The organism is Rhizorhabdus sp. P4_G6 (genome assembly GCF_056401045.1).
In genome coordinates this window covers 26,958-39,336 of the sequence record NZ_JBFUKC010000010.1, presented here as the reverse complement: position 1 = coordinate 39,336, position 12,379 = coordinate 26,958, and the positions used below count along the sequence as shown (strand labels likewise).

The window sequence follows — 12,379 nt, the reverse complement described above, 5'->3', positions numbered from 1 at the left end:
GCGCAATCCGCCCGACGGTCATTGCCCCCTCTGTCACGGAACCTGAGAGCATTCACACGGGCCGTCCACATCATGGCGGCGCCCGGGCTTACCCCTTCGGTGGGATGATCGTCCGGTCCGGTTTCCCGGGGGCCGTCCATCCGCTTTCCAGAGTGTCGATCCTGTCCACGCGGTCCATTGACCTGAGAGATTCCGGGGCGGTTGCTCCTTCGGCGGCCTTGGGATCGCTCCCGCGGCACTCTCCCGCGTGGTCAGCACCGGCTGCCCGGCGACGACGCTCAAGGCTTGGCGTGGCCGTCCGCCCAAGTCAACGGGGGATGCAGGTGATCGGCGTAATTGTCGGAGCGAGATGCTCATCGTCATCCCAGCGAAAGCTGGGATCTCATTTTCTACGTCGCGGACGTCGCGTGAAGGCAGGGAGATCCCAGCTTTCGCTGGGATGACGGCTCGAGAAGGGGAAGATCAGCGCGAGGCGTTGTAGGCCAGCTGGCTTTCCGACAGCTGGAAGCCGACGAGCAGTTCGAAATTGGCGTTGTTGACCGCCTCGCGCACCGTCGGCTCGTTCATCGGGTCGAGCGCAGCGTCGGCGTCGCCCGCCTTGCGCTTGCGGTTGATCCGCTGGAGAATTTCGGGCGGCAGCGTCGCCGCGGCGCGGGAGACCATCGCCGTCGCCGAGGCATGGGCGCTGCCGCGCAGCTGGCCTTCGGGGAAGCTGATGGTGACTTCGCCGACCTGCTTCGATTCGATCTGGGTGCCGGCGCGCAGCACCGTCGCGAACCAGGGCAGGGTGATGGTACGGGCGGGGCCGGCGGTGCCGCGGCGGGCCTGGACGTCGAAGCTTGCCGTCACCTGGATCTGCGCGCCGTTGTCGCCTTCGTTGCAGCTGGCCTGCAGGTTGGCGATATTGGCGGTGGCATCGATGGCGTTGACGCTGCGATCGGCCGGCGGATCGAACAGCGTGATGTCGCCGGTATAGGTCGCGATCGCCGCCGCCGGGCAGGCCGAGCGCGCGATCTTGAAGCCGCCGCGCTCGTCGAACTCCGCGTCCGTCTTACAACCGGCAAGCGTCAACGCGGCGAGGAGGATCGCGGTCGATTTCGAAAACTGCACTACGGGGCATCCTTCATCATGGTCCGGAGCGGTGCGCACGCCCGGCCGGTCCTGCCGATCATAGGAACCGGCTTTCGCACAGGCAAGCAATCGCTTAAGGCCGGCGCATGACGACCACCGACCGGCCACCCCTCGACCTGCTGATCGCGGCGCCGCGCGGCTTCTGCGCCGGGGTCGACCGGGCGATCCGCATCGTCGAGCTGACGATCGAGAAATATGGCGCGCCGGTCTATGTGCGCCATGAGATCGTCCACAACAAATATGTCGTCGACGACCTGAAGGCGAAGGGCGCGATCTTCGTCGAGGAGCTCGACGAGGTGCCGGACGATGCGCCGGTGGTGTTCTCGGCGCATGGCGTGCCGAAGGCCGTTCCGGCCAAGGCGAGCGAGCGCGGCCTGAACTTCCTCGACGCCACCTGTCCGCTGGTCTCCAAGGTGCATCGCCAGGCCGAACGGCTGGTCAAGAATGGCCATCACATCTTCTTCATCGGCCACAAGGGCCACCCCGAGGTGATCGGCACCTTCGGCCAGGTGCCCGACGGGGTGATGACGCTGGTCGAGACCGCCGAGGATGCCGCGGTCGTCATGCCGCCGGCAGGGGTTCCGCTGGCCTTTCTGAGCCAGACGACGCTCTCGGTGGACGACACGATCGAGATCATCGGCGTGCTGCGCGCGCGCTTCCCCGAAATCGCGGCGCCCCGCTCGGAGGACATCTGCTATGCGACCTCGAACCGCCAGGCGGCGGTCAAGGCGATCGCGGCCCATTGCGATGCGATGCTGGTGATCGGGGCCCCGAACAGTTCCAATTCGGTGCGGCTGGTCGAGGTCGCTACCCGCAATGGCGTCAAGGCGCGGCTGATCCAGCGCGCCGCGGAGATCGATTTCAGCTGGCTCGAGAGCGTGCGCACGCTGGGCATTACCGCCGGCGCCTCGGCGCCGGAGATCCTCGTGCGCGAACTCGTCGACATGCTGGCGACCCGCTTCACCATCCACGAGCGCGAGGTCGAATCGGTGACCGAAGACATGTTGTTCAAGCTTCCCAGGACGTTGGTTGCCTGATGGCGGTCTATACGCAGGTCTCCAGCGAGGAGATGAACGCCTTCCTCCACCGTTATGACCATGGCACGCTGATCTCGGCCAAGGGCATCGCCGAAGGCGTCGAGAACAGCAACTACCTGATCGAGACGACCGCCGGCCGTTATATCCTGACGCTCTACGAGAAGCGGGTGAATGTCGACGACCTGCCTTTCTTCGCGGCACTGACCGACCATCTCGCCGCCAAGGGGCTCAACATCCCGCGGATGCTGCGCGACCGGCGCGGGGAACAGCTCCAGACCCTGGCCGGCCGTCCCGCCTGCCTGATCGAGTTCCTGACCGGCGTCTCTGTCACCCATCCGACGCCGGCGCAGGCGCGGGCGGCGGGCGGCGCGCTGGGCGACATGCACCGCGCGCTTGCGGATTTCCGGCAGACGCGGCCCAACAGCCTCGATCTCGGCGGCTGGCAGGCGCTCGCAGCTCGCTGCGGCGGCGATCTCGATCGCATCCATGGCGGCCTCCGCGCGCGGGTGGCGCGCGAGCTGGATTGGCTCGATGCACATTGGCCGCGGCACCTGCCGACGTCGGTGGTCCACGCCGATCTCTTCCCGGACAATGTCCTGATGCTCGGCGAAGAGGTGAGCGGCGTCATCGACTTCTACTTCGCCTGCACCGACATCCGTGCCTGGGATGTCGCGGTCACCCATGCCGCCTGGTGTTTCGAGAATGACGGCACCAGCTATCATGCCGATCTCGGCCGTGCGCTGATCGCTGGATATGACAAGCAGTTCGGCCTCTCGACCGAAGAGCGGCTCGCCTTTCCGGCGCTGGCGCGCGGCGCCTGCCTGCGCTTCCTGCTGACCCGTGCCTGGGACTGGCTCAACACCCCCGCCGACGCCATGGTGACGCGCAAGGATCCGCTGGCCTTCCTGCGCCGCCTGGATTTCTATGCGGAAGCCGACCCGGAAACGCTGGTGACGATTTGACCGAGCTTTCCCCTGAACTTCCGCTGGTCGAGATCGCCACCGATGGCGCGTGCAAGGGCAATCCCGGACCGGGCGGCTGGGGCGCGCTGATGCGCTTCGGCGGTACCGAGAAAGAGTTGTCGGGCAGCGAAAACCCGTCGACCAACAACCGCATGGAGCTGATGGCGGCGATCCGCGCGCTCGAGGCGCTCAAGAAGCCGTGCCGGGTGAAGCTGTCGACGGACAGCCGCTATGTGATGGACGGCCTCACCAAGTGGATCCACGGCTGGCGCAAGAATGGCTGGAAGACCGCCGACCGCAAGCCGGTCAAGAATGCCGAGCTGTGGCAGCGACTGCTCGATGCCGCCGCGCCGCACCGGATCGAATGGCTATGGGTGAAGGGCCATGCCGGCCATCCCGACAATGAGCGCGCGGACAAGCTGGCCAGCGACGCTGCGCTGCGAATTTAGCGCCAGCGCCGCGGCCCTCGGCTCCGTCTTCAGCCCCTCGTACCGCGCATGAAATCGGGTTCCACGACATTGTCGATCGCCTGCGCGATCGGCAGGGGGATGGCGCCGACTTCATGGTGAAGCAGCGTGGCGAGCGCGCGCGACTGGGCGAGCAGTTCGTCCAGCACCGCCGGCTCGCATTCATGGCGCAGGCACTGGCGGCTGATCCCGGTCAGCAGGCGCGAGAGGCTGAAGCTGCCGAAGCTGTCGAGCAGGGTGCGTAATGCCTCCGCCTCCGCCGCCGCCAGCTCCCAGGCCCTGGCGCGAACCGCGGCGGCAATGCGCTGCGGCCGGTCACCGATGTCGAACAGCAGCATCTTGATGAGCACTGCGACCTCCTCGTGGCCGCCCTGCTCGACCAGCAGGTTGAGGCGTGCGCGGTCGAACTGGTCACCGCCGATCTCTGCCTGCACGCGCTTGCTACGGCGCATCTTCCCGATCATGTCGAGCAACTGGCCCGACACGATCGGCTTGGGCAGGAAGCTGTCGACGCCGGCCTCGAAATAGATGCGCCGTCGTTCCGGCAGCGAGTCGGCGCTGATCGCCAGAATCGGCGTATTGCAGGCCGGGGCGTCGAGCGCGCGGATGGCGCGGGTGGCGGCCAGGCCGTCGAGCTCCGGCATCTGCATGTCCATCAGGATCAGGTCGAATGGCTGGGCGGCGATGGCGCCGAGTGCCTTGCGGCCATCGTCGACGGCGACGACGTGATGGCCTTCCCGGCTCAGCAGCCCGGCCATCAGGCGGCGATTGATCGGGTTGTCTTCGGCCAGCAGGATCTGCATTGGGCCGGTGAGCGCATTTTCCGCCGAGGCCCCGCTGTCGGCGTGCTTGAACGGCAGTTCCACCGAGAAGGTGGTGCCGCGCCCCGGGTCGCTCGACACCGCGATCGAGCCGCCCATCGCTTCTGCCAGCTGCTGGCTGATTGCGAGGCCGAGGCCGGTGCCGCCCTGCAGCCGCAAGCGAGCCGCATCGACCTGTTCAGCGCGCGAGAAGATCCGGCCGAGCGCGTCATGGCCGATGCCGCGACCGCTATCGCGCACGGTGATCATCCAGTAATCGCCCTGCTCGCCCGAGCGGGTCGGGGACAGGCCGACCGAGACGCTGCCGGTTTCGGTGAATTTGATCGCATTGCCGACCAGGTTGGACAGCAATTGCTGAAGCCGCGCCGAATCGCCGCGCACGATCACCGGTTCGCCGTCGAGGCCATGGACATCGAGCGCCAGACCCTTGGCGGCGGCGGCGCCGTTATACAGGTTGATCGTCGTGCGAATCGCCGCCTTCAGGTCGAAATTGATGCTCTCGATGACGACCCGGCCGGCTTGCACGCGCGAATAATCGATCATGTCGTCGACCACGCTCATCACCGTGCAGGCGGCTTGGCTCAGCCCTTCGAGCAGCGAGCGGCGCTGTTCGCCGGGCGGATCGCGCCGCAGTGATTCGATCAAGGTGAGCAGCCCGTTCATCGGCGTCCGGATCTCGTGGCTCATCACCGCGAGCAGCTCGGCCTTGGCGCGTTCCGCCGCACGCGCCTGGTCGCGCATGGCGATCAACGCGCGCTCGGCTTCGACTTCCTCGGTGATCTCGCGGATGATGCCGAACAGGCTTTCGGGGCCATCGCACTGCGCGGCAATTTCGACGTGGATGAGCTTGCCGTCGGGGCGGGTGATGCGGAACCGCGTTGGCGGCATCGCTCCGGTTCGGACCGCTTCGTCGACGGCCAGATCGATCCGCCCGAGCTCTTCGGGGTGATACAGACTCCGCATGAGCTCATAGGTCAGGACGATATCGTCCGCGATGCCGAGGATCCGGCGCAACTGGGGGGACCAGACATGGCGGTTGCTCCCATAGTCGGAGCGCCAGGTGCCGAGCCCCGCAAGCGACTCCACGAGGGCCAGCAGACCGTCGGCCTCGGTTTTGTCATCCAGCGAAATCGGCCCATCCCCCCTTTTCGCCGAGCGGTTAACCTCCCGCCCAGACTGATCTTTAGGGCCAGATCGGGCCTGAGGGAAAGCGATAGATGTAAACTTCGGTTAACTCGAGACCTGACCGGCCGAGATCTCACGCAGCGGGCCGCGTCGCCACATAGATGGCGCAGGCGACCAGCGCCGACGCAACGATGACCGCCAGCCACCACATCGGCCGTAGCGTGAACAGCATGATCGCAAAGCCCCCGGCCATGCTCGTGATCGCGACGATCTTAGCCTTGCGCGGGATGGCGCCGCGCTCGCGCCAGCGGCGAATCGAGGCGCCGAACCAGCGATGATCGAGCAGCCACGACTCGAAGCGGGGGCTGGAATGGCTGAAACAGCCGGCCGCCAGGATCAGGAAGATCGTGGTCGGCATCACCGGCAGCAGCAGGCCGATAAAGCCGAGCGCAACCATCACCCAGCCCAGCGCGAACCAGCCCCAGCGCTTGATGGGGCTATGCATGGGCTAGTGGTTCCGCCGAGGCGCGGCGGCGCCGCCCCCGAGCCGGGCCGCAACTGCCACTAAAGCGCGCCGTGGCAGTGCTTGTACTTGCGGCCCGACCCGCAAGGGCAGGGCGAGTTGCGGCCCAGGGTCGCGGCGACCTCGGGCGGGATGGCGAAATCATCGCCAGCCATGCCCAATGCCGCTTGCGGTGCCCGCGTCGTGATCAAGCCCAGCATGCCCGCGTCGCGGTCGGCCGAATCATCGTCGCCGGTGAACGGATCGAGGTGGCTGGTGATGAAATCGGGCATCGGCGGCAGTTCGGCGAAGTCCTGCGGCGCGGCCTCGAAGCGCACGGTAGCAAGGATGCGGGTCACCTCTTCGCGGATGGCGAACAGCATCCGCTCGAACAGCGCGAACGCCTCCGACTTATACTCGTTGATCGGCGTTTTCTGTGCATAGGCGCGCAGGTGGATGACCTGGCGCAGCGCGTCGAGCGTCGCGAGATGCTCCTTCCAGTGATGGTCGAGCGTCTGCAGCAGCACGCTCTTCTCGACCCCATGCCAGTTCTGCTCGTCGATCACCTCGCGCTTGGCGGCAATCACCGCATCGGCCTCGGCCAGCACCCGTTCGGTGAGCCTCTCGGGATCGATGCCGTCCTCGGCCAGCCAATCGTCGAACGGCGGCTCGATGCCCAGCGTCTCGGCGGCGCGCGCCTTCAGCATCTCCATGTTCCACTGTTCGGGATAGGAGTGGGGCGGGCAGGCTTCGCCGACGATCACGTTGGCGGTGTCGGCGCGCATGTCGGAGACGACCTCGTCGACGGTGTCGGCATCCATGATGTCGGCGCGCTGCTCGTAGATCACCTTGCGCTGGTCGTTCATCACGTCGTCATATTCGACGACCTGCTTGCGAATGTCGTAGTTGCGCGCCTCGACCTTTTTCTGCGCTGTCTCGATCGCCTTGGAGATCCAGGGAGAGACGATGGCTTCGCCATCCGCCAGATTCTTGTTCATCATCCGCGCGAACATCGTCTGCGGGCCGAAGATGCGCAGCAGATCGTCGTCGAGCGACAGGTAGAAACGGCTGAGGCCGGGATCGCCCTGACGGCCCGAACGGCCGCGCAGCTGGTTGTCGATGCGGCGGCTCTCATGGCGCTCGGTACCGAGCACGAACAGGCCGCCGGCGGCGAGCACGGCTTCCTTCTCGGCAATGATCTCGCCCTTGATGCGTTCCGCGGCGGCATCGAATTCGGGCGTGCCGATCTCGAGGTCGGGATGCTCGTCGAGCAGGCGGAATTCGAGGTTGCCGCCGAGCTGGATGTCGGTGCCGCGGCCGGCCATGTTGGTGGCGATGGTGATCGCCCGCAGCCGGCCCGCCTGCGCCACGATATGCGCTTCCTGCTCGTGATAGCGCGCGTTGAGCACCTTGTGTTCGACGCCCTCGCGGGTCAGGAACTCGGACAGCAGCTCGGATTTCTCGATCGACACGGTGCCGACCAGCACCGGCTGGCCGCGCTCCTTGGCTTCGCGGATCGTCTGGGTGATCGCGGCGAACTTATCCTGCATGTTCTTGTAGAATTCGTCGTCCTGGTCGATCCGCTTGACCGGCAGGTTGGTCGGGATGGTAACGACGTTCATCTTGTAGATCTGGTAGAATTCGGGCGCTTCGGTCGCCGCGGTGCCGGTCATCCCGCCCAGCTTGGGATACATGCGGAAATAATTCTGGAAGGTAATCGAGGCGAGCGTCTGGTTCTCGGGCTCGATCTGGACGCCTTCCTTGGCTTCGACCGCCTGGTGCAGGCCATCGGACCAGCGGCGTCCGTCCATCATCCGGCCGGTGAACTCGTCGATGATGACGACCTTGCCGTCCTTGACGATATAATCGATGTCAGCCTTGAACACGATGTTCGCCTTCATCGCCTGGTTCAGGTGATGGACGACCTGGGTATTCTCGAAATCATAGAGGTTGGCGCCCTCGAGCAGGCCGGCATCCTCCAGCAGCCGCTCGACCCGCTCGGTGCCGTCCTCGGTGAGCACCACCGAGCGCGCCTTCTCGTCGAGCTCATAGTCGACGGGCGTGACCTGCTGCACGATCGCGTTGACCTGCTTGTACAGCTCGGACTTGTCGTCGGTCGGGCCGGAGATGATGAGGGGCGTGCGCGCCTCGTCGATCAGCACCGAATCCACCTCGTCGACCACGGCAAATCTGAACGGGCGCTGCACCATCGAGCTGCGCTCATATTTCATGTTGTCGCGCAGATAGTCGAAGCCGAACTCGTTGTTGGTGCCGTAGGTGATGTCGCAGGCATAGGCGTCGCGGCGCTGATGATCGCTGAGATTGGGAACGATCACGCCGACGGTCAGGCCCAGGAAGCGATAGACCCGGCCCATCCACTCGGCATCGCGGCTGGCGAGATAATCGTTGACGGTGACGACGTGGACGCCCTCGCCCGGGAGCGCGTTGAGATAGACCGCCAGCGTGGCGACCAGCGTCTTGCCTTCGCCGGTCCGCATCTCGGCAATCTCGCCGCGGTGGAGGACGATGCCGCCGATCATCTGGACGTCATAATGCCGCTGGCCGAGCACGCGCCGGGCGGCCTCGCGCACCGTCGCAAAGGCCTCCGGGAGCAGCGAATCGAGCGACTGGCCTTCGTCGAGCCGCTTGCGGAAGATGGCGGTCTGACCGGCCAGTTCCTCGTCGCTCATCGCCTCCAGCGTCGGCTCGAAGCCGGCGATGCGCTGGACGATCGGCCGCAGCGACTTCACATAACGGTCGTTCGACGACCCGAAAATGGCTTTGGCGAGGCCGCCGAGCATGGGCATTCCTTGAAACATGGGCGCGCGGGCGGCGTTTATGCCGCCTCGCGATCGTGCGGGTGCAGATAGGTGCCGGGGCCGACTACGTCAATTCGCCGCCCTAATGATGATGTGCCGGCGGAGTTCCTCCGCATCGGCCCGGCGCTCGTCCGATATTTCAAAGTCTGACCCTGCCCCCTATAGCGGCGGTCCCTCCGGAGTAGCTCATGACCGATCGTTCGCCGCTTGCGCCCGCCGCCTTTCCCGTCCTGCCGCCGATCGCCGGCGTCCGCGCCGCCGTGACGCGCGCAGGCTACAAGGCGTGGGAGCGGAGCGATCTCACCTTCGTCTCCTTCGCCGAGGGCACGGCGGTCGCCGGCGTCACCACCAGGAGCAAATGCCCCTCGCCCGAGGTCGAATGGTGCCGCGCCGCACTGCCGCTCGGCCGGGCACGGGCGCTGGTCGTCAATGCCGGCAACTCCAACGCCTTCACCGGCGATCGCGGCCGCGCCGCAGTCGAGGCGATCACGGCGCGGGTGGCGGGCGCGCTCGGCTGCAATCCGTCGGACGTCTATGTCGCCTCGACCGGGGTGATCGGCGTGCCGCTGCCGATCGACAAGGCCGAGGCCGGGATCGACGCGGTGCTGACCGCGCCCGAGGCGAGCTGGGAACAGGCCGCCGAGACGATCATGACGACCGACACCTTCGCCAAGGCCGCCATGGCCTCGGCGATGGTCGGCGGCACGAAGGTCGAGCTGGTCGGCATTGTCAAGGGCTCGGGCATGATCGCACCCGACATGGCGACGATGCTGGGCTTCGTCTTTACCAATGCCGCCATCGCGGCGCCGCTGCTCCAGACGATGCTGGACGAGGCGAACGGCAGGAGTTTTTCGTGCATCACCGTCGATGGTGACACCTCGACCAGCGACACGGTGCTCGCCTTCGCCACCGGTGCGGCGGGCAATCCGCCGATCACGACGGCCGACGACGCAGGCGCCGATGCCTTCCAGGCGGCGCTGGCCGATGTCTGCCTGCAGCTGGCGCAGCTGGTGGTGCGCGACGGCGAGGGCGCGTCGAAGTTCATCAGCATCGCCGTCGAAGGGGCGGAGAGCGACGCCAGCGCGCACCGTATCGCAATGTCGATCGCCAATTCGCCGCTGGTGAAGACCGCGATCGCCGGCGAGGACGCAAATTGGGGCCGGGTGGTGATGGCGGTCGGCAAGGCGGGCGAGCCGGCCGAACGCGACAAGCTGTCGATCCGCTTCGGTGCCACCCAGGTGGCAAGCGGCGGCCTCGCGGTCGAAGGCTATGACGAGGCGCCGGTCGCCGCCCATCTCAAGGGCCGCGAGGTCGACATCGGCGTGAGCCTCGGCATCGGCAACGGCCGCGCCACGGTTTGGACATGCGACCTCACCCATGGCTATATCTCGATCAACGCCGATTATCGGAGCTGAGCCATTCCGCTCTGTGTCATCCCGGCGGAGGCCGGGTCTCGGGCGTAGGACCGCCATCCCATGAGATTCCGGCCTCCGCCGGAATGACGCAGTTGGGCCCAAGGAGTCGACATGTCGCTGATCATCTGGGGCCGCCTCAACTCGCACAACGTCAAGAAGGTGGCGTGGGCTGCCGATGAGATCGGCATGCGGCATGTCCGCCACGATATCGGCGGCAGCTTCGGCTATACCGACGCCTATCTGGAGATGAACCCGAACCGGCTGGTGCCGACAGTCGAGGATGACGGATTCGTGCTGTGGGAATCGAACGCGATCCTGCGCTATCTCGCCAGCAAATATGCGTCAGAGCTCTGGCCGTCCCACCTCGAGGAGCGTGCTTCGGCCGATCGCTGGATGGACTGGCAGTTCGGCTATGCCGATGCGCAGCGGCCCGCCTTTCTCAATATGGTCCGATACGCTCCAGCGGATCGCGATCAGGCGGCGGTCGCCGCGTCGGCCAGGCGCTGCGGCGAGATGATGGCGATTCTCGACGCGGCATTGGCGCGCAAGCCCTGGTTGACCGGCGACGATTTCGGGATCGGCGACATACCGATGGGGGTCTATGTCCATAGCTGGTATACGCTCGACATCGAGCGGCCGGACTGCCCGCATGTCGCCGACTGGTATGCGCGGCTGCAGGCGCGGCCCGGCTATGCAGCCAATGTCATGATCCCGCTGACCTGATGCACAGCCTCTACCAGCCCGTCCTCGACCTCATGCGCGCGGTGGCGCGCGACATCATGATGCCGCGCTTCCGCAAGCTGTCGGCCGACGAATATGCGGAGAAGACGCCCGGCGATTTCGTGACGATCGTCGATCGCGAATCGGAAGCGCTGCTGAGCGAGGCGCTGGCGCGGCTGCTGCCCGGGGCGCGGATCATCGGGGAGGAGGCGGTCGCCGCCGATCCTGCGATCGTCGACCGGGTCGGCGAGGGTGTCGCCTGGATCATCGATCCGCTCGATGGCACCAATAATTTCACCGAGGGCAAGCCGCCCTTCGCGATCATGATCGGGCTGGCGGTCAATGGCACGCGCGAAGCCGGATGGATTCTCGATCCGATCCGCGGCCGGGTCTGCCATGCGGTGCGCGGCGGCGGCTGCTTCGTCGACGGCGTCGCGGTTCGGGCGCGGCGCTCGGACGGCCGGCTGCCGAAAGCGGCGATCGCCACCTATTTCATGCCGGAAGACCGCCAGGCGGACGTTCGCCGCCGCGCCGAGGGCCGGATCGAGATCGTCGACATCCCGCGCTGCGCGGGCGAGCAATACCCCCGGCTGATCCTGGGCCAGAACGACATCGCCCTGTTCGAGCGGACCCAGGTCTGGGATCATGCGCCGGGCGCGCTGATGCTCGAGGAAGCGGGCGGCAGGATCGCGCGCAACGACGGCGCAGACTATCGGCTCGACGTTCCGGGTCGCGGGGCGATCGCGGCGAGCACGCCCGAGATGTGGGACCTGGCGAAGGCCGTGCTGTTCGACTGAGAATTAGTTTTTATACGCTGCCGCTAAAACGAACCGCTCATGCTGAGTAAGGACTGAGCTTGGCGAAGCATGTCCTGAGCGCCTGCCTTGGCAGGCAGTCGAAGGGGCCGCATCGAAGTACGTCCTTCGAGACGCCACTTCGACAAGCTCAGTGGCTCCTCAGGATGAGCGGATGATACTATCGAACCATATGATCTGCCCTCCCGTGAAAGGGAGGGGGATAGCAGCGCTTATAGTTCGCTTTCGAGCCAGCCCTTGAGCTGGCTCTTCGGTGCGGCGCCGACCTTGGTGGCGGCGGGCTGGCCGTTCTTGAACAGGATCATCGTCGGAATGCCACGCACGCCATATTTGCCGGGGGCGTCGGGATTTTCGTCGATGTTGATCTTGGCGATGGTCACCTTCTCGCCCAGTTCGTCCGAAATCTCTTCGAGAGCGGGGCCGATCATCTTGCACGGGCCGCACCATTCCGCCCAGAAATCGACGAGCACGGGGCCTTCGGCTGCAATGACGTCGCTGTGGAAGGACGAATCGGTGATGGCTTTGGTCGGCATAGAAAGCTCCTTGAGGTTGATCTGGATGTAGG

The 12,379-nt window shown here is 66.0% G+C and carries 11 protein-coding genes and 2 riboswitches; of the genes, 6 read left to right on the top strand and 5 right to left on the bottom strand.

Going from position 1 to position 12,379, the window contains the following annotated elements; all coding sequences use genetic code 11:
• Positions 1-20: 20 nt before the first annotated feature.
• Positions 21-138: riboswitch (glycine riboswitch) on the bottom strand.
• Between the two features lie 22 nt (positions 139-160).
• Positions 161-256, bottom strand: a riboswitch (glycine riboswitch).
• A 206-nt stretch (positions 257-462) separates the two neighbouring features.
• Positions 463-1,110, bottom strand: a complete 648-nt coding sequence (locus tag AC1DPF_RS11860) for a hypothetical protein (protein WP_477961521.1) — start codon at positions 1,108-1,110, stop codon at positions 463-465.
• A gap of 107 nt (positions 1,111-1,217) precedes the next feature.
• Between AC1DPF_RS11860 and ispH the strand changes: the two genes are divergently transcribed.
• Genes ispH through rnhA form a run of 3 tightly spaced genes read left to right on the top strand, consistent with a single transcriptional unit; the run spans position 1,218 to position 3,579 of the window.
• Positions 1,218-2,168 carry a 4-hydroxy-3-methylbut-2-enyl diphosphate reductase gene (gene ispH / locus AC1DPF_RS11855; RefSeq protein ID WP_477868152.1) on the top strand — a complete coding sequence of 317 codons (951 nt, stop codon included), beginning with the start codon at positions 1,218-1,220 and terminating at the stop codon, positions 2,166-2,168.
• Entirely contained in the window at positions 2,168-3,130 is a 963-nt protein-coding gene (thrB, locus tag AC1DPF_RS11850; RefSeq protein WP_477961519.1) for a homoserine kinase, read from the top strand. The genes ispH and thrB overlap by 1 nt, the downstream gene beginning before the upstream one ends.
• The gene (gene rnhA, locus AC1DPF_RS11845; protein WP_477961517.1) at positions 3,127-3,579 is read left to right on the top strand and encodes a ribonuclease HI; all 453 of its coding nucleotides are present in this window, start codon (positions 3,127-3,129) and stop codon (positions 3,577-3,579) included. The genes thrB and rnhA overlap by 4 nt, the downstream gene beginning before the upstream one ends.
• Positions 3,580-3,608: 29 nt before the next feature.
• Here rnhA and AC1DPF_RS11840 read toward each other — a convergent pair whose 3' ends face one another.
• The 3 genes from AC1DPF_RS11840 to secA all read right to left on the bottom strand — a co-directional run bounded on the left by AC1DPF_RS11840 (position 3,609) and on the right by secA (position 8,846).
• The gene (locus AC1DPF_RS11840) at positions 3,609-5,504 is read right to left on the bottom strand and encodes an ATP-binding protein (RefSeq protein WP_477961515.1); all 1,896 of its coding nucleotides are present in this window, start codon (positions 5,502-5,504) and stop codon (positions 3,609-3,611) included.
• 172 nt (positions 5,505-5,676) lie between these two features.
• Positions 5,677-6,048, bottom strand: a complete 372-nt coding sequence (locus AC1DPF_RS11835; protein WP_477868160.1) for a YbaN family protein — start codon at positions 6,046-6,048, stop codon at positions 5,677-5,679.
• A gap of 59 nt (positions 6,049-6,107) precedes the next feature.
• Positions 6,108-8,846 carry a preprotein translocase subunit SecA gene (secA, locus tag AC1DPF_RS11830; protein ID WP_477868162.1) on the bottom strand — a complete coding sequence of 913 codons (2,739 nt, stop codon included), beginning with the start codon at positions 8,844-8,846 and terminating at the stop codon, positions 6,108-6,110.
• Between the two features lie 206 nt (positions 8,847-9,052).
• Here secA and argJ point away from each other — a divergent pair, with 206 nt between their 5' ends.
• The 3 genes from argJ (at position 9,053) to AC1DPF_RS11815 (ending at position 11,796) form a co-directional block, all read left to right on the top strand.
• The gene (gene argJ / locus AC1DPF_RS11825; protein WP_477961513.1) at positions 9,053-10,279 is read left to right on the top strand and encodes a bifunctional glutamate N-acetyltransferase/amino-acid acetyltransferase ArgJ; all 1,227 of its coding nucleotides are present in this window, start codon (positions 9,053-9,055) and stop codon (positions 10,277-10,279) included.
• Between the two features lie 111 nt (positions 10,280-10,390).
• Positions 10,391-11,002 carry a glutathione S-transferase family protein gene (locus AC1DPF_RS11820; protein ID WP_477961511.1) on the top strand — a complete coding sequence of 204 codons (612 nt, stop codon included), beginning with the start codon at positions 10,391-10,393 and terminating at the stop codon, positions 11,000-11,002.
• Complete coding sequence (locus AC1DPF_RS11815; RefSeq protein ID WP_477961509.1) at positions 11,002-11,796, top strand: inositol monophosphatase family protein; 795 nt, start codon at positions 11,002-11,004, stop codon at positions 11,794-11,796. The genes AC1DPF_RS11820 and AC1DPF_RS11815 overlap by 1 nt, the downstream gene beginning before the upstream one ends.
• Positions 11,797-12,026: 230 nt before the next feature.
• Here AC1DPF_RS11815 and trxA read toward each other — a convergent pair whose 3' ends face one another.
• Positions 12,027-12,347, bottom strand: a complete 321-nt coding sequence (gene trxA / locus AC1DPF_RS11810; RefSeq protein ID WP_477868170.1) for a thioredoxin TrxA — start codon at positions 12,345-12,347, stop codon at positions 12,027-12,029.
• Positions 12,348-12,379 lie beyond the last annotated feature (32 nt).

What these genes read in the sequence shown, in the direction of transcription:
- ispH (WP_477868152.1), top strand. Translation starts at nt 1,218, where the DNA reads ATGACGACCACCGACCGGCCACCCCTCGACCTGCTGATCGCGGCGCCG.
- thrB (WP_477961519.1), top strand. Translation starts at nt 2,168, where the DNA reads ATGGCGGTCTATACGCAGGTCTCCAGCGAGGAGATGAACGCCTTCCTC.
- AC1DPF_RS11835 (WP_477868160.1), bottom strand. Translation starts at nt 6,048, where the DNA reads ATGCATAGCCCCATCAAGCGCTGGGGCTGGTTCGCGCTGGGCTGGGTG.
- secA (WP_477868162.1), bottom strand. Translation starts at nt 8,846, where the DNA reads ATGCTCGGCGGCCTCGCCAAAGCCATTTTCGGGTCGTCGAACGACCGT.
- argJ (WP_477961513.1), top strand. Translation starts at nt 9,053, where the DNA reads ATGACCGATCGTTCGCCGCTTGCGCCCGCCGCCTTTCCCGTCCTGCCG.
- AC1DPF_RS11820 (WP_477961511.1), top strand. Translation starts at nt 10,391, where the DNA reads ATGTCGCTGATCATCTGGGGCCGCCTCAACTCGCACAACGTCAAGAAG.
- AC1DPF_RS11815 (WP_477961509.1), top strand. Translation starts at nt 11,002, where the DNA reads ATGCACAGCCTCTACCAGCCCGTCCTCGACCTCATGCGCGCGGTGGCG.
- trxA (WP_477868170.1), bottom strand. Translation starts at nt 12,347, where the DNA reads ATGCCGACCAAAGCCATCACCGATTCGTCCTTCCACAGCGACGTCATT.